We start from the raw sequence: 16,962 nt of genomic DNA, 5'->3' as shown, positions 1-16,962 counted from the left end.
CCTGAATATATGGTTCCTGCGCATTTCGTGCATCTGTCGGAACTTCCGCTCACTAAAAATGGCAAGCTGGATCGGAATGCGCTGCCGGAGCCGGAAGAGACCGCTGTATCGTGCAATGAATTCATGCCGCCGCGGACATTAACGGAAATTAGGCTCGCGATGCTATGGCAGGACGTGTTAGGGGTTCAGCAGGTAGGTCTGAATGATGATTTCTTTGAACTTGGCGGCCATTCCTTGCGAGCAATGACGCTGGTCTCGCGGATTCATCAAAAGCTGAACGCGCAAATCAAGCTGCATGATGTGTTTCAGTCTCCTACTCTCGAACGGATGAGCCAAGTCATCGAATCATCCGCGGGTTCACCGTATGAAGGTTTGCTTCCTGCACCGAATCAGGATTACTATCCGTTATCCTCTGCCCAAAAACGGATGTATGTATTGCAGCAGCTTCAAGGAGAAGAACAGGCGTACAACATGCCGAACATCTTCCGGTTGGAAGGGCCGGTGAATCGGGATCGCATTAATGAGGCGCTTCAGGGCTTGATTAGGCGGCATGAGGTGCTCCGTACATCTTTTGAGATGGTGGAAGGCAGTCCCGTTCAGATCATACATGATACGGTGGAATTCGCCGTTTCATATACGGAATCAAAGGACGAAGAGGATGCGAGCAAAGCGATTCGCGCGTTCTACTTCCCGTTCGATCTGACCCGCGCTCCGCTGCTCCGCGTGGGACTGATACGCTTGCAAGAAGAGCAGCACCTGCTGCTGTTCGACATGCATCACATTATTTCGGATGGCGTATCGATGAGTATATTGATCAAGGAGTTCGGGAAGCTGTACTCCGGCGAGTCCATGCCGTCCCCACGACTTCAATATAAAGATTACAGCACTTGGCACGGCCGATATATGACGATGGATGGTTACAAAAAACAGGAAGCGTATTGGCTGGGGAAATACGCAGGAGAGCTTCCGGTATTGGAATTGCCATTGGACTACCCGAGACCGTCGGTACGCAGCTTTGCCGGAGGCAGGGTACACCTGGAATTGGACTCCTGTCTGACCGGAGAAATAACAAAGCTGGCGCAACATACAGGGACTACCTTATATATGCTGCTGTTGGCGACGTACAGTACGCTGCTGTCGCGTCTCAGCGGTCAGGACGATATCATTCTCGGCTCGCCGATTGCAGGCAGACCGCATGCAGATCTTGCCGATATGCTGGGCATGTTTGTCAATACACTGGCACTTCGCACATACCCGGCCGGCGAAAAAGAATTTGTAAGCTATTTGCGGGAAGTGAAGGAGAGCGCGCTTGATGCGTTCGTCCATCAAGACTATCCATTCGAAGATCTGGTGGAGAAGGTCGTCAGCCGGCGGGACATGAGCCGCAGCCCTCTCTTTGATGTCATGCTCGTCCTGCAAAATACAGAGCAAGAACCAATGGAGTTGGAGCATGTCCGGTTGTCTCCTTATCCGTACGAAGAGCACACTGCGAAGTTCGATCTCACGCTAACCGTCATTGAGCATGAAAAAGGCATGAGCCTCACTTTCGCATACGCTGCGGATCTGTTTGCCCGCACAACGATTGAACAATGGGCATCGTATTTTAAAGTGCTTTTGGAATCGGTCGTCTCGGATCCGAAGCAGCGGCTCGCGGATTTGCCGTTGCTGAACGAAGAGGAACGGCAGCGGATGCAAGCCTATTCACAAGGCGCATGGCTGGATATGAGTGCCGGACGCACTCTGGATCGATGGTATGCGGAGCAGGCTGCCAGAACGCCAGAACGGTACGCCGTCATCTCCGGGGAGCGACGGTTGACTTATAAGGAGTTGGACGAACAAGCAGAGCATGTCGCGGAGTTGTTACGGGACAGAGGCGTAGGCCCGGATCGGATCGTCGGACTCTTCCTGCCGCCATCGCCGGAAATGATCGTCGGGGTGCTCGCGATATGGAAAGCCGGCGGAGCCTACCTTCCGATCGATCCCGACACGAATTCAGATCGGGTGACATATATGCTGGAGAATTCGGGAGCTGCCTTGCTGTTGACGATGAGCGAATGGGAGTCTCGTCTGCAATTACCGGTAGAGTGCCTGAGCCTGGATCGGCTTCCTGCAAGATCGTCGGATGTCGGCACGGGGCGGATGGAAGCAAGCCGGAGCCTGGACAATTTGGCTTACGTGATTTATACATCGGGAAGCACCGGGAAGCCCAAGGGCGTTAAAGTCATGCATCGCAATGTGGCGGCCTATGCGGAATGGTTTATCGAAGAAGCTGGCATTGTGGAGGAAGATCGCACGGCCCTTGTTTCCTCCTTCGCCTTTGACCTGGGATATACGGCCGTATTTTCAGCTTTATTGTCCGGGGCGGCGCTGCACTTGCCGGGCAAAGATACCTACATGGATCCGGAAAAGTTGCTGGAGTACCTTATCCGGGAAAGAATCACTTACGTCAAAATGACGCCGTCCCTGTTCGGCCTCCTTGTGAGAAGTCATCGTTTTGCCGAGCATTCGGTCAACGGCTGTATCCGCTTGGTCGTGCTCGGCGGGGAATCAATCAACTGCGCGGATGTGGAGCTTTTCTTTGCCAAGCATGAGCGTGCCCATGTGATGCAGCATTATGGGCCGACAGAGACGACGATCGGGTCCATTGCCATGAGGATGGATTTCGAGCAGTTCCAATTCTTCCGGAACCGACCGGTGTTAGGACGGCCGATAGCGGGTGAACAGGTTTATATCGTCGACTCTGCAGGAAGACCGGTTCCGATGGGTGTTGTAGGAGAAATCGCGATTGGCGGACACGGAGTGAGCCGGGGCTATGTGAACCTGCCGAATGAGACGGAGGAGAGATTCGCGAGCCAACCATTTGCCTCGAACCAGCGGTTGTACTTGACGAGAGATCGGGGCCGCGTACTGGCGGATGGAACGATCGAGTACTTGGGCCGCAGCGATCATCAAGTGAAGATCCGGGGTTACCGGGTTGAGCTGGGAGAGATCGAATCGGGGCTGAGGCAAATTGAAAAAATCACGGAGGCGGCTGTATTAGCCATACCGGATGCCCAGGGTGTACTGGATTTGTGCGCTTTTGTAGCGGCCGAAGGTCAAGTGGACATGACAGGCTTGCGGGAACAATTGCGTTGGCAGCTGCCGGACTATATGATTCCGTCCCGCTTCCATCAGCTTGAAAAGCTTCCGCTGACAGCCAACGGCAAGGTTGATCGCGCGACGCTGGCAAAGCAGCAGATCACGATGCCTGTAGTTCAACAAGCTAGTTATGCGGCTCCTAGGAATGCGTTGGAGCAAGCGCTTGCCGACCTGTGGCAGGAGGTGTTAGGCATAGAGCGCGTTGGAATTGAGGATGATTTCTTCGAGATCGGCGGGCAGTCGTTGAAGCTGATTCAGGTGACCGGGAAGATTCGGCGAAAACTGAAGCTGGACATTTCCCTTCGCGATGCTTTTGCCTATACGACCGTGTCGGAATTGGCGCAATATTTTGAAGCACGGGGAAGCAAGGTTGAAGACAATGAAGTATCTGTGTGGAATCCGGACAACGGATTATCCTTGTTCTGCTTCCCGCCGATTGTAGGGTATGGGCAAGTGTTCATGAGAATGGCGGAGGAGCTGCAAGAGACTGCCGCGATTTATGCATTTGACTTTATCGAAGCGGAAGACGTGATCCGGCATTATACGAACAGAATCCAGACTCTGCAGCCTCAAGGAGCGCTCCATCTGTTAGGCTACTCGGCAGGAGGAAATTTGGCGTTCGAAGTGGCGAAACAACTGGAGAGCGAAGGGCGGGAAGTCGCTCATCTCATTCTGCTGGACTCTTATCCGAGGAAGAGCGCGCTTCAAGCTGCGGATCAGGCAGCGTATGCAGAGTCGCTGCAGGACGAAATCTCGCGCTTTATCGCTCATGTGCCTGAAGCGGATGTAGAGGAAGTGCTCCGGAATATTACCCAATATAAGTCATGGGTTGACAGCGTCGCGACGGATGGGCGAATTCAGGCCCGCATTCATTTGATTCAATCGGAAAGTGTTGAAGAGTCGTCGGAGCAATGTTACTGGAAGCCATGGACTGCCGGAGACCAAATACTGTACCAAGGCAGCGGGAAGCACGAACAGATGCTGGAAGGCGAAGAAGCAAGCAGGAACGGGTCTGTTGTCAGAGACATACTCCATCGAGAAATACAGTAAAAGCAACAAGGAGTATTCTTTGTTGAATTCAGATATCTTTTCATCAATTTGGCGGAAGCCGGGGGATTGCGTTCTCCCGGTTTTCCCCATATTTCACAAAATAAGAATCAACCCCATCGTAATTTCATAATATTCAGAGGGTGGCATGCTGTAGGCTTACCTGCAGCTAAAATTCACATTGACTCAATTGTCTATCTAGGCGGAAAGGAGATGAAGGCTTCGCAATAACCCCATTATTCAGGAGGTGCTTTTGGTATGACAAATGCTAAGCCAGCCAAAAAAACGACAAAATTATTGGTCGCTCTGCTCTCATTTTCTCTTCTTGTTTCCTTGTCCAGCATAAGTGCTCTGCTCCCATCGAAGGCTTCTGCCGCAAGCTCTCACGACGAAAACTTTTCACCGAAGACGCTTAAATTTCTTCGTGCCAATACGGGGCTTGATGGCGAACAGTGGGACAATATTATGAAGCTCATCAACAAACCTGAGCAGGACTCGCTCGATTGGACCAAGTACTATGGTTATTGTGAGGACATTGGCGATGACCGCGGCTATACGATCGGCATATTCGGAGCCACTACAGGGGGATCCAACGACAAACATCCGGATGGCCCGGCTCTGTTCAAGGAATTCGACGCAGCCAGCGGAGCGGCCAATCCTTCGGTGGAAGGCGGTCTGGCACGCATTGGCGTTAACGGGTCGATGAACGGTTCGATATTAAAAATAAAGGATAGCGAAAAAGTGTTTTGCGGCAAAATCAATAAATTACAAAACAATGATGCATGGAGAGAGGCAATCTGGCAAACCTTCTACAAAGTTTACATCAAATACAGCGTCCAACAAGCGCGTCAACGCGGCTTCAATTCCGCTCTGACCATCGGTTCCTTTGTCGATACGGCATTGAATCAGGGCGCTACAGGCGGTTCCGGAACGCTTGAAGGCGTTTTGTCACGCTCAGGCAAAAGTAGCGACGAGAAGACATTTATGAAGAAATTTTATGCCGAGCGCACAAAAATCGTAGACACCAATGACTACAATCAACCGCCAAATGGGAAGAACCGCGTGAAGCAATGGAGCCAGCTGTGGGATATGGGGAAGGCGGGTCTCAAGAACGCCGACGATGCGGTTGTCAAAGTCACTAGTTGGAAAATGAAGTGAGTCATCATTCCCGCGTCCGCATTGCGTCGGACCCGGGATTTTCTGCTGAACGCTTGAATTCGGTTGTATTATTTGAATATTAACGGCGGTCTTGGTTCGGCCTGCTGACATATCGCACTAAGTATATGAACGTTCCTTCTGTTATAATGGAGCTACTAATTTTTTATCTGCTGCAACGATAGCCCTACACTTTGCGACAACTTCAAGGAGGAACGGTTCGATGATGTACATATGCCAGATTGAACTAAATGACATCACCCCGAAAATATGGCGTCAGTTTCAGTTTCATGCAGACGTTACGTTTGACCAGTTGCACAATATCATTCAAACCGTCATGGGCTGGGAAAATTATCATTTGTATGAGTTCCGGCTCGGTTCAACAAGAATCAGCCTGCCGGACCCGAATTTTCCAGATGAAGGAAGACAGCTCAATGCGCGAAAAGAGACGGTCGAACAGCATGTGAATCGGGAGAAGACGGCTTTCACCTATTTGTATGATTTCGGCGACGGATGGGAACATACGATTACGGTGATGAGCATACAGACAGAGGAGTCGGCCGGCTTGCTCCCGCTCTGTCTGGAAGGAGAGCGCAGCTGTCCGCCGGAAGATGTGGGTGGTGTGCCGGCTTATTGTCATATGGCGGAGGCATTATCAGACCCCAGACATGATCAGCATGCTATGTTCAAGGACTGGTTGACGGAAGGATACGATCCTGAGCATTTTTCCTGTGATGAGGTGAATGCAGAGTTGCGGGAGCAGGGCAGCAAGCTGGTTCCCCAATCACGCCGGAAGCAGCCGGTGAAGCTAACGAAGGCCGGATTGAACAAGCGCTTGAAGCAGATGAGCCGGGAAGAGCTGATGGAGCTGGTAAAGGACGGCTATAGCGCGAGCAAGGATATGCAGCGTTTTCTCGCTGCCCGGTTGATCGGAAAAGAGGCGGTGGAGTCGCTTTTTCACGAATATCAGGATAAGATCAAGCAGGAGTTTTTCCCTGAGCGCGGTCACGCGAAGCTGCGGCTTCAAGAAGCCAAAAACGCGATCGCCGAGTTCAAGAAATTGACCGGCAGCGTCAAGCATACGCTGGAGTTGAAGCTCGTCTATGTTGAACTATCCGTCTTGTTCTCGAATACGTATGGTGATATCGATGCACGGTTCTATGACCAGCTGATGTCGATGTATGAAGATGTCATCGATATCTTGAATGAACATGAGACCGCCGAGCTATTCCATGAATATAAGGAGCGGATAGAGGCCGCGGCATGGAACGCAGCGGGCTTCGGCTGGGGCGTTCATGAAGTGATGATGGATCTGTATGACGACATAAGATGGAAATAATCAAATCAGGAAACAAGACAGGGCCCGCCTCGCTCGTGAAGAGGGATGGCGGGCTTATTTGTGCGCTCGGACACCAGGCCGCATGGGACGGAATCGGGAGATGACCGGCAGGTAAGGAAGAGGCCAATAAAGCGTTGCCCGCCCTCAAGCAGCGCGTCAGAGAGCGGGCTTCATGCGAGTCAAGGTGTGCATAGGCCCTGCAAATGCTGGTCGATAATCGCCTCGATCCGCTCTGCGGGCAGCCGTTCGGGACGCATCATGCGGTGCATGGATAAGCGTACAGCTTCTCCGCCTCCGTCCAGCCCGGGCTTGGCCAGCTTCTGCTCCAGTAGCGTGGTGACAACGAATGCCGCTGCCGTGTATAGGATGTGCTGCTTGAAGGGCTGGTGGCGAAGGAAGAAAGAGAGCGGTTCCTGAATGTGATTGCGCAGCTGAGCTGGTGGTGGAGGTGACTCGGGGGTGTTGGAACAAGGGGAATAATTGAAACTGTCAGATGTGGTGCAGTGCAGGCTTGTGGCGATGGTATCGCCGCGCTTGAGCGGATGCCGCATCCAATCGAGCGTAAGCTGCAGGTCCAGGTACTTGCCCTTGATGGCGTCTATGGAAGCTTGAAGATACGAAGCGGATAGCCGGGCAATCATCATGTCTTGGAAGCGAGAGCCGCTGTCATGAATCGGAATGGCCTGCTGGAACTCCCATACTGGCGGGTAATTGTTCTCAAAGAAGTATCCCTTCAGCATAGCGAACGTCTCACATGATAATGACCCGCCCAATCCGCGATAGGCAGAAAAACGCCGTCCTCTCGTGTGATCAAGCCAGCTTCCAGGTATCCCCTCACGATATCCTCGCGAATAACCTCATCACAGAAGAAAACGAAGTCAGTATCCGAATACTCGTCGCAGTTGCCGCGGGACACGTTGCCTTTGACAACGAGCGAGAGCTTGTCCCAGTAGCGGGACAATATCGGATGCTTGGACAACTCCTAGGCATATACGTGTGCTTGCTTCAATAATTCCTTACTTCTGTCATTCATGTTGTTCATCGGAATATCTTCTCTCCTGCCGGTAGTAGATAAGCATGTATATTGATTGTAGCCAAAAAATAAAGCCCCTGAAATAGGAGCTTTATTTCGAGGATATAGCCTGGATAGCTAGTGTAGCTACAGCAACAACGGTAGCCAAAAGACCAAAAATGGTTGTGATAACAAGGACTTTCGTATGTTTTTTCATCGAGTCGATTTTATCAACCGCCCGGTTAATTTCCTGCCGCATTTGGCTGTTCGATTCTTTTACATCGGAACGCAGCCCCTTGATCTCTTCTGAGATGCGGGAAAATAACTTTTCGTTCCTTTCTTCAATTGCTTTCATTTCTTCTCTGTATCTTTTATCCTGTTCTATTATTTGCTGGTGCAGCCTTGATTCTCGTTCGGCAGCGTCCTTAGAAAGACGTTGTTCCCACTCTCTGAGGTCGATGTCCAGTCTGTCGACATATCTTCCCAAGTCGTTGCTCATGCCATCACCATCTTTCTGATCATGCTTGCTTGGAGCGATTTGCGAATACCCTGCTATAATTTCATGGAATGGATTATATTTAAGGTCTTCAAAGGCTTGTTGGTCCATTTGATTATAATTGAATTCTAATTTTTTTGGCCATGAGGGGATGACGGGAAAAGTGTCGTTTTGATAAACTTTAAACTGTTTTTTTGCTTCGGCACGGCCAGAGCTATTCATGATCATCACCTGTGGCAAATGTTTTTAATTGATCAGCCAAGGTTTCTATTTGCTTCCGTTTTCCTTCGTCAAAGTCTGATTTTTCAAAATAAGATTCCAGGTAGACCTTAAAATTCGTAATCATGGAAATGATATTTTTTTCATTTAATTCAACATCAAAATATTGTCTATCCGCTCTTGTGATTCGTATCACCTTAGAATGATGAGATGCTGGAGCAAATCCAGTCAAGGATAAAGGCGAATCAATAAGAGATCTAAAATAACAATAAAAATCAAAATAGAAGCTGTTCTTCAAGGCCATAAAATATTCGCGGTTTTCTGTTATGTACTCATCATAATTGCGATCTGTCAGAAAGCTGCCGATAGCTAGCCCCGTGTTTTCCCCAAAAATGTCCTCCAGATAATCGTAGATGTCTTCATCCGCTCCTTTCGAAAAACTTTTCTAGGGATTTCCAGAGGAGATCTCTCATATATGGATTCTCTTTAAATAAGTTGTTAAGCGTCTGGAACCCTAATCTAATGTTTTCTTCGTTAAGTTCGATATCTCGTTCCGCAACGATTTCAGTGTTTGTAGCTGCAGTCATACGAATAACCTCCAACTTTTCATTTCGACGGACCCTTATGCATCTATTTTACCTAAATTAGGGAAGGTGTAGGATAAAGACGGAAAATGTCGAAACCTCAAAAAATATTTGCATTTACGAGGACTTGGTGCTCGTATCCGTCTTATAATGAATACATACAATAATCTACAAATCAGGAACGGGAGTCGACAATGATAGACATGAAGGAGATGCTTGTTGAATATATACGCAGCTTGAGAAGGGCAACCGTGTATACGGAGCAGTTGGAGCGTGCGGCAGAAGGCATGTTCCTCACCTATGAGGATTTTGCGGCAGCTATCCTTGATCTGGAACAGTCGGGGTTGCTGGAAGCGATCCGATCGGCAGGCAGGAACCCGAGGCCGCCGCATGTCGCCTATCGCTATCGAATTCATGCCGCCCAGTTGCGATCCGGCTTGCAGCAGCGGCTCCATCAATTGCGGCTGGAGCTTCATCCTTTGATCTCGCTAGATCGTTATTTCATGCTGGGGGAATCTATTCTTGATTCGGATCTGCCCTATATTATGAAAATCGATCGCTATTTGCAGAGATACGGTCTGCCAGCAGATAGCGCCGCTTCGCCGGAGAGAAGCTTCGCGTTAGTCGGCGACGAGAAGTGGATTAAGGAGAAGGACGGCCAAGCCCTGTTGGAACGGATTGGTCTGCTTGACAAGCTGAAGCTCAACTCATCCCCGGATCCGGTGATGTTCGCCGTGAATCCATCCCGAGGTGTTCACCCCGGCCGTGAAGAACCGCACACCCATCTTGTCGTGGAGAACAAGACGACGTTCCTGGCGCTGCTGCCTGCTCTGTCCGAGACGATCTTCCACACGCTTATTTATGGATGCGGGAACAAAATCGTCGGTAATATCGACATGTTCGCGCAGCAGTATCCTGCTGCTTCGGGAGCGCACCGCTTTTACTATTTCGGCGATATCGATTATGCGGGTATCCTCATTTGGAGCAATCTGTCCCGGAAGATTCCAATGATTCCTGCTCTTCCTTTTTATAGAGCCTGCCTGGAGAAGCAGGCCGTGCCCGGGAAGACCAGTCAACGGCCTGCCGCATCAGCCTTGCATCAATTCGGTATGTTCTTCGCTCCAGCCGAGCGGGAACGAATGGCAAGGAGCTTGACGAGCGGGCATTATTACCCGCAAGAGACATTATCCGCTCAACAACTGCAGCAGATCGGGAAGGAGGCTACATGGGAACCGTGGGAACCGTTGACGTAACTCAGATGGTAGTCGGCTTTCAGGAACGAATGGCGAAGCTGGCTTTGTTCGATCCGCTCTTCGAACTGCAGCGCCAGAGAAAATCCGATCGCAACGGAGAACCGATTGAGATGATGGAGATGGGGCTGTTGACGCTGCTGTTCTTCTTCGAGCAGAAGCTCATGCGCAATCCGAGAGCAAGCGTGAAAGATTTGGCGAAGTTTTTGCAAGAGACGGCAGCCGATGCGGTTAAGCTGGATGATGCAGCGTTCGAAGAATTGGCCAGAACGATCATTCAAGTGTTTCGGCCGTCCTCAGGCAAGAGGCGATCCTTCACTTTCTTTAATTGGGAGACGCGACAACAGGATACGGCCTATACCTCGATCTTGAAGGCCAATTCCTTCGACAGCAAGACGAACACGCAGTATTATGCGCTGGATGACGACGGGCTGGAGCTCGTATTTGCGACCAAAGAATTCTATATGGAGTTCCAGCTCTCTATTCATCAGCTTGTGCTGCGCAAGCAATTGGAGAAGGGGGAGTTCCAGGGGGCGCTGCGGCAAATCAATGAAATGCGCGTCGATGTGGAGTCGCTCCAAGAGCGCATGAGCAAGCTGGGGCATGAGATTAAGCGAAGTATCGTATCGGAAGACACGTTGAAGAAATACGGCGCCCTTCTCGAAGATATCTATTCTCGCCTGCAGCGGGAAAATGAAGAATTCGAAGAGCTTCGCAGCTTCGTCAAAGAGACGAAGGAACGAATCTATTCGGATACGCTGCAGATGAAGGAGCATCATGCGTACGAATATATTTTGCGGATATCCGCGGAATTGGAGAAGGTTCATACGGAGCATACCCTATTGCTGCAGCAAAGTATTGAATTGAAAAATGGCGCGCTGCATGCCGCCAAAGAGTCTCTTTATTATACGGGAATGGATTCTTTCAATTTTGATCAGGATATCGTGAATCTCCTGCTCGGGACTCCATTGCCATGGGAAGCGGCGAGGGGCGTGCTATCGCCGTTTCTTGGTCTGGAGCAGTTCGCATGCTGGTCGCCGCTGACGGTATTTGCGGAACAGAACATTACGGCGGACGGGGAAGAGGAGCATCGCGAGGAAGGATTTCTGGAGCCGGCCGAAGGTCAGGAAGCGGGAGCGTTCGTTCACTGGCGGGGCCGCTTGTTCAAGTCCATTATGGAAGAACTTCTGGTCCGGCTGGAGGAAGGGCAGACGATTCGTCTGTCGGAAGTCATTGAAGCATGCGATCAGCGTGAAGAGACGCGCGATTGGCTTTCTATGCGGGCATTTTATGATTTCTGGCTGATTCTGCATCAGCGGAGTCCGGTTCAAGCGGGACGGGAGAATACGGATGAGTCCAAGCCAACCGGGATGAAGGAGGCGATCCGGCTCTTGGGCAAGCATACGCTTATCGTAGAGGAAGCGGGACAGGTTATCGAGGTCAATGCGCGCTTCTCGATTCAGGAGATGGATCTGACGTTGACATTAGGAGGAAGAGACGATGCATTACCAGAATGAGGTTGTCATGCGGGCATTCCGGCTGTATGCGGAGTTGGCCCGAAGCGGGGTGGTGGAGCGGGAAGGATTGCAGCAGTATTTGGCCGATGACGGGGTGAGGGGGCTTGTCGATCAATTCGCAAGAGAGGTCGATTGCTTAACCTTGACGGCAGGCGATCAGTTGTTCCTCATTCCGCTCGTTCGCTTGTCTCCCTTCCATGTGTCCAATGAATATTTAAAAAGAACGTACATGCGAGGGCAAGCCGTCAACGCGGATTTATACCTAATGTATGTAGCTATCATCGTGTTTGTCGGAGCGTTCTATAACAGCTATCTCAGCATGGAGCCGACAAGAGATTTTATCCGGGTGGAAGATTGGCTGTTGCTTGTTCAGGAGCGGATAGACGGACTGAAGGAGCATGATCCTGAGGAGTTGAGAGAGTACGAGAAGCAATTCTCCTATAATTGGACGGCCATTATCGAGAAATGGGACGCTATGGATGATATTAAGGAGACGGCTAAGCGCCAAAGCGGGAATACGATCAGCCGCTTCAGCTTCATGGATACGGTGAAGCGACTCCTGCTGGCGGAGAAGCTTGCGGAGGAAGTCGGGGAGAATGAACTGGCGATGACGGAGAAGACCCGAATTATCGTTCAGCGCTATTTCATGGAGCTGCAGTATAATCGCGGCATATTGCAATTTCTATATCAGTTCGAAGAAGATCGTCAGGCCCATTTCACTCAGGAGGAGGAGAGAACCGGTGCCATCCATAGCCAAGATTAGATTTACGCATGTGTTATACGAAGGCGGGAATAAGCGATATAACGATGTTACGTTCCAGTTCCATGGCCATAATGGCGCGGTTATATTGGAAAATGGCGGCGGGAAGACTGTATTTATCCAGACTGCGATCCAGGCGGTGCTTCCTCATGAGGATCTCGCCGGACGCAAGGTGAAGGATACGCTGCAGTTGGACAGCGGTCCCGCGCATATCGCGATCGAATGGATTTTGACGGACAAGCCGTACCGCAGATATTTGGTCACTTGCGTCACCCTGTTCCAGTCCGGCAACGGCATTGATTCCTACCGCTATGTGTATGAATATGGCGAGCATGATGAACATCGGCTGGAGAACATCCCGTTCGCGAAGGTTCATATGGGGAAGTCCCGTCCGGCGGACAAGGGCGAGATTCATGACTATTACCAGATGATGACGCATCGGCACTCGCTTCATGCGAAGACGTTCCCTACGATTAAGGAGTATAAGGCATATCTTGAGCAGCAATATCAGATTATTACGGGCGAGTGGGAGGCCATCACGCGGATTAACGATACAGAGGGCGGGATCGAACAGTTCTTCGATGAATGCAAGACGACGAAGCAATTGTTTGATCGTCTGCTCATTCCGGCCGTGGAGCAGTCGATCGAAGGATATGAACAGGGGAGATTTGCCCGCATATTCGAGAAGCACCGGGAGGAGTTCAAGAGATATAAGCAGTTAACCGAACAGATCGACGAGAATCGGCGGATTCAGCAAGAATTGAACAACTATGTCACGCTGTTTGAACGTCTGGATCGGGAAGAAAGGAAGTATCAGGAGGCCCGGCAAGAGGCGAAAGCGTATTGGCAATCCACTGTCGAGCTGCAGCAGGCGGTCGAGAAGGAACGCCTTCAGCTTCAACTTCAGGCCGGGGAACATGGCGAGAGAAGCAAGCTTCTGCGGCGCAAGCAAAAATCATACCTCATCGCGCGGGAGATTCAGGAGCAAGAGGCGATTGCGGAGAAGCTGAATCTGGTCGAGGATGAAGCAGAACAGATCAGAGAGCGCTTGCACGATGCCGAGCATCAATATTATTCACTGCAGTATGCCGAGATCCGCGACAGATGTCTGGCAGCCGAGGCGAAGGTTATCCAACTCGGCGTGCAGTTGGAACGGTTATCCCTTACTGAGGATGAACGCAAGCTGGAAGAGCATTGGGAGCGCAACAGCGGACAGCTTCGCTACTTGTACGATGTGAAGGAACAGACGCTTGAGGAACAGCGCAGCTTGTTCGAGCGGCGTCATAGGCAGCTCATGGAACAGTTAGAGGCGATACGGGGGAGTCTGCGCCAGTTGGCTGAGGAACGCTTGCAAGCGGAGCGATCCATCGCGGAGAAGACAGCCGGGATTCAAGCAAGGCGGGATCATCAGAAGGATATCGCGAACAGCCTGCTGGCGAATCCGCAACTGGAAAAGGTGGAACAGCAGCTTCCGCTCTGGATGGAGGAAGAGCGGCAGTTGGATCAGAGCCGGATGACTCTGATGCAGGAGATGAAGCGGCTGGAAGAGGAAGCAGTGTATAAGGAGCAGAAGCGCAGAGAAGTGAGTGCGGATAGCCGCCGCGTGGGGGAAGAACTGGCGAAGCTAATGTCGCAGCATGAACGCCACCAATCCGATCTGGAGGAATTGAAGCAAGAGCTGTGCCGCCTCCGTCCCGCATGGGACAAATATTCATCCTTATATGAAAAGGAATCCACTATTCAGGAGCAACTGGCGGAAGGCATCGAGCGCTGCCGGCAGCAGAAGCAGCGGCTGCTGATGCAAGAGCGGCTGGCTTACCGCTTTGTCGATGATCATGGGCAGCAGCCGTTATTTTTCGCCGATGCTGTCGTGGCCAAATTATGCGAGCAATGGAGCCATCAATATTCGTTGCTGCAATTGGGAACGGATTATATACGCGGCCTGTCCGCAGAGAGTAAGGGAGAGCAGGCCAGCCGTGCGGATCAGCTGTGGGCCGTCACGCTGATTACGACGATGCATGAGAAGGAATCATTGCAGCAGCGCCTCCGGCAGGCGAGCGGGAGCTTCGCATTCCCGATTCGCGTCCTCGGCGCGCAGGAGGCGGCGGATATGCTTCAAGGAACGGGGGAGCCGCAATCACCTTCCTCATCCTGGATCGTGCCGCAGCATTGGTTAAGCAATGAAGAGGCGGACGCCTATGAAGAGTGGAAGTCCGAGCTTGCCCGGCAGGCGGAGCAAGCGAAGCAGGAACGGGAACGATCGGAGCAATCGTTACAGGAATGGCAGTCGGCGCAGACGCGGTTCCAGGCTTTCTTCGTGAAATATCCGCTAGCGGCTCAGCAGGAAGAGGAACAGAGAAGACTGACGCTCCAGGAGCTGAAGCTGGAACGGGCGCGTGAGCTTGAGCGGCTCGAGCATGAACTGGAGGTCAATCGCCGGACTGCCGAGCAGCGGCGCAGAGCGCTCGAAGAAATAGGAAGCCGAATTCAACAATTGCAGTATCAGCTCCAGCAGGGCCATCGGTATACGCTGCTTGGCAATGAAGCAAGCAAGCTGGAAGAAGAGCTTGCTCCTGTCCGGAATCAGCTTGAACTATTGGGCAATCAGCGGGAGCAGGAAGAGAGAGCGGAACGGCTGGTGCAAGAAGAGCTGCAGGCGATTCAGGGGCAACAGCGGGAGACGGGGCTCCGCCTCGAAGTGCTGAAGCAAGACGAGGACTACCGGAAAGTGCGGGAATATGCCACGCTGTCCTGCCAAGCTACGATCGAGGAACTGAAGGCGGAACGGAAGCGGCTGGAACTGGAACGTCATCAGGTTATGCAGGAGCAGACCCAGCTCGAATCGGCGCTTGCCAGCGAGCGGGAGAGGGTGGCGGAAAGCAATCGGTTGATGGAACAACTGCGCACGGAGCATAAGGGGATCGCCCTGGAAATGCCGCTTCCGCTAGATGTCATTGAGCGCCAAGAGCAGCTCTGGTCACGTATTGAAGAGCTGCGGCACCAGTTGAAGCGGATCGAGGGAGAGTATGCCCGGACGCGGGGTGAGATGCAGGCGAAGGAAGGAGCATGCCTCAAGCTGCGGCAGCAGTTCGGAGAGGAGTTCCCGGATACCGAGCCCGAACGGTTCGCCGAACCGCTCCGTTCGGTTCAGGATAAGCTGCGGGACGAGGAGCAGCGGCTGACGGACGAAGCGGAGCAGATTACTCGTCAGCAGAAGGTCAACCGCAAGCGTCTGGATGAGATGGAGCGGGTGCTGAACGTCTGGAACAAGCACTTGATTGTGTTCGCTCTGGAAGATGTGCGGCTGCAGGCCGCGATAATCGGAGAAGCGGATCGGACGGAATTCCCCTATAAGCTCTCTCGCTATGCCGATCACTGCATCGACAAGCTGAAGGACAGGCAGGCGCGCGTGGAGAAGGAGCAACGGTCGGTCAAGGAGGGCCGAACCCGGATGAAGGATTATTGCATTCACTCCGTCCAGGATACGAAGCTGCGGTATATGACGATTCAAGGCATCGAATCGAAGGAGCAATTCTCCGAGCTCGTGGAATTCCAGCAATCGATGGAGAAGGGCATTCGAACGGCCATTCACATCATGGAACAGAACCTGCAGACGCATGATCGGGCTCTGCAGCAGTTCATCGTGCATGTTCATTCCCATCTGAAGCTTATCGTTCAGGAACTGAAGGAGATTCCGAAGAAGACCCGGGTCAAATCGGCGGAGGGATGGAAGGAAATCTACAGCTTCACGTTGGCGGAATGGGACGAGCAGGACGGTAAGGAGCGCATCCGCAAGCATATGGATTGGATCATGACGAAGCTGGAGCGTTATGCCGATGAACAAGATCAGCCAGATTGGCAGGAGCAGCAAGCGCTGATTCGCAAAGACCTGGAGAAGTGGCTCGATTCGCGGCAGCTGCTTCAGATCGTTATGCAGGGCGAAGGGATGAAGGTCGCTTGCCGCAAAGTAACGAATGATCAGCAGATTACGCGCGCCGCCTTCTCGTGGGAGCAGTCCAACCGCTGGTCGGGCGGCGAGAAATGGAGCAAGAACATGACCTTGTTCCTCGGGCTGCTGAATTATATCGCGGAACGCAAGCAGTTCATTCAGGCACAGATGAAGCGGCATCGCACAGTGATTCTGGACAATCCGTTCGGCAAGGCTTCCAGCGATCATGTATTAAGCCCGGTGTTCTTCATCGCCGAGCAGCTTGGCTTCCAGATTATCGCCTTGACCGCCCATGTGGAAGGCAAATTCCTCCAAGATTATTTCCCGATTGTCTATAGCTGCCGTCTGCGTCATGCGGCAGACTCCGGCAAGCAGATTATCGAGGCGGTGCAGGCGATCCAGACGGCCTATTTCCGGGACAATGACCCGGTTGCGCTCGAACGGATCGACTCGCACGTCACGCAGATGGAATTGTTCTGAGCACGGATGGCCATTG

General features: G+C 52.0%; 11 protein-coding genes. 7 read left to right on the top strand and 4 right to left on the bottom strand.

What is annotated here, in order from left to right:
- The 3 genes from DQX05_RS04990 to DQX05_RS04980 form a co-directional block, all read left to right on the top strand.
- On the top strand, positions 1-4,188 hold a 4,188-nt coding region (locus DQX05_RS04990), incomplete at its 5' end, for an amino acid adenylation domain-containing protein (protein ID WP_147385152.1).
- 255 nt (positions 4,189-4,443) lie between these two features.
- Positions 4,444-5,343, top strand: coding sequence for a chitosanase (locus DQX05_RS04985; protein WP_119791406.1), 900 nt, complete (start codon positions 4,444-4,446; stop codon positions 5,341-5,343).
- A 220-nt stretch (positions 5,344-5,563) separates the two neighbouring features.
- Positions 5,564-6,679, top strand: a complete 1,116-nt coding sequence (locus DQX05_RS04980; protein ID WP_119791404.1) for a plasmid pRiA4b ORF-3 family protein — start codon at positions 5,564-5,566, stop codon at positions 6,677-6,679.
- Between the two features lie 179 nt (positions 6,680-6,858).
- On the opposite strand, the gene DQX05_RS30550 is transcribed toward DQX05_RS04980, so the two are convergent.
- From DQX05_RS30550 to DQX05_RS30545, 4 genes are all read right to left on the bottom strand, one after another.
- Positions 6,859-7,419: a hypothetical protein gene (locus DQX05_RS30550; protein WP_182914623.1), complete on the bottom strand. Its 561-nt coding sequence runs from the start codon at positions 7,417-7,419 to the stop codon at positions 6,859-6,861.
- Positions 7,420-7,803: 384 nt separating this feature from the next.
- Positions 7,804-8,409 carry a hypothetical protein gene (locus DQX05_RS04965; RefSeq protein ID WP_119791400.1) on the bottom strand — a complete coding sequence of 202 codons (606 nt, stop codon included), beginning with the start codon at positions 8,407-8,409 and terminating at the stop codon, positions 7,804-7,806.
- Positions 8,402-8,710: a hypothetical protein gene (locus DQX05_RS04960; RefSeq protein ID WP_119791398.1), complete on the bottom strand. Its 309-nt coding sequence runs from the start codon at positions 8,708-8,710 to the stop codon at positions 8,402-8,404. Before DQX05_RS04960 ends, DQX05_RS04965 begins: the two co-directional genes overlap by 8 nt.
- A 115-nt stretch (positions 8,711-8,825) precedes the next feature.
- Complete coding sequence (locus DQX05_RS30545) at positions 8,826-8,993, bottom strand: hypothetical protein (RefSeq protein WP_182914622.1); 168 nt, start codon at positions 8,991-8,993, stop codon at positions 8,826-8,828.
- A 191-nt stretch (positions 8,994-9,184) separates the two neighbouring features.
- Here DQX05_RS30545 and DQX05_RS04955 point away from each other — a divergent pair, with 191 nt between their 5' ends.
- The 4 genes from DQX05_RS04955 to DQX05_RS04940 are packed head-to-tail and all read left to right on the top strand — an operon-like array spanning position 9,185 to position 16,946.
- Positions 9,185-10,243: a Wadjet anti-phage system protein JetD domain-containing protein gene (locus DQX05_RS04955; protein ID WP_119791396.1), complete on the top strand. Its 1,059-nt coding sequence runs from the start codon at positions 9,185-9,187 to the stop codon at positions 10,241-10,243.
- Positions 10,216-11,757 carry a replicative DNA helicase gene (locus DQX05_RS04950; protein WP_119791394.1) on the top strand — a complete coding sequence of 514 codons (1,542 nt, stop codon included), beginning with the start codon at positions 10,216-10,218 and terminating at the stop codon, positions 11,755-11,757. The genes DQX05_RS04955 and DQX05_RS04950 overlap by 28 nt, the downstream gene beginning before the upstream one ends.
- Positions 11,741-12,520: a DUF6063 family protein gene (locus DQX05_RS04945; RefSeq protein WP_119791392.1), complete on the top strand. Its 780-nt coding sequence runs from the start codon at positions 11,741-11,743 to the stop codon at positions 12,518-12,520. Before DQX05_RS04950 ends, DQX05_RS04945 begins: the two co-directional genes overlap by 17 nt.
- A complete protein-coding gene (locus DQX05_RS04940; protein ID WP_119791390.1) occupies positions 12,498-16,946 on the top strand; it encodes a coiled-coil domain-containing protein in 4,449 nt (1,482 codons plus the stop codon). Before DQX05_RS04945 ends, DQX05_RS04940 begins: the two co-directional genes overlap by 23 nt.
- Positions 16,947-16,962: the final 16 nt, after the last annotated feature.

The organism is Paenibacillus thiaminolyticus, from assembly GCF_003591545.1.
GTDB lineage: Bacteria > Bacillota > Bacilli > Paenibacillales > Paenibacillaceae > Paenibacillus_B > Paenibacillus_B thiaminolyticus_A.
The sequence above is the reverse complement of the archived record's forward strand: the minus strand, read 5'-3'. Positions and strand labels throughout refer to the sequence as shown.

Coding starts and splice junctions, on each gene's coding strand:
- DQX05_RS04985 (WP_119791406.1), top strand. CDS start 4,444: ATGACAAATGCTAAGCCAGCCAAAAAAACGACAAAATTATTGGTCGCT.
- DQX05_RS04980 (WP_119791404.1), top strand. CDS start 5,564: ATGATGTACATATGCCAGATTGAACTAAATGACATCACCCCGAAAATA.
- DQX05_RS30550 (WP_182914623.1), bottom strand. CDS start 7,419: ATGCTGAAGGGATACTTCTTTGAGAACAATTACCCGCCAGTATGGGAG.
- DQX05_RS04965 (WP_119791400.1), bottom strand. CDS start 8,409: ATGAATAGCTCTGGCCGTGCCGAAGCAAAAAAACAGTTTAAAGTTTAT.
- DQX05_RS04960 (WP_119791398.1), bottom strand. CDS start 8,710: ATGGCCTTGAAGAACAGCTTCTATTTTGATTTTTATTGTTATTTTAGA.
- DQX05_RS30545 (WP_182914622.1), bottom strand. CDS start 8,993: ATGACTGCAGCTACAAACACTGAAATCGTTGCGGAACGAGATATCGAA.
- DQX05_RS04955 (WP_119791396.1), top strand. CDS start 9,185: ATGATAGACATGAAGGAGATGCTTGTTGAATATATACGCAGCTTGAGA.
- DQX05_RS04950 (WP_119791394.1), top strand. CDS start 10,216: ATGGGAACCGTGGGAACCGTTGACGTAACTCAGATGGTAGTCGGCTTT.
- DQX05_RS04945 (WP_119791392.1), top strand. CDS start 11,741: ATGCATTACCAGAATGAGGTTGTCATGCGGGCATTCCGGCTGTATGCG.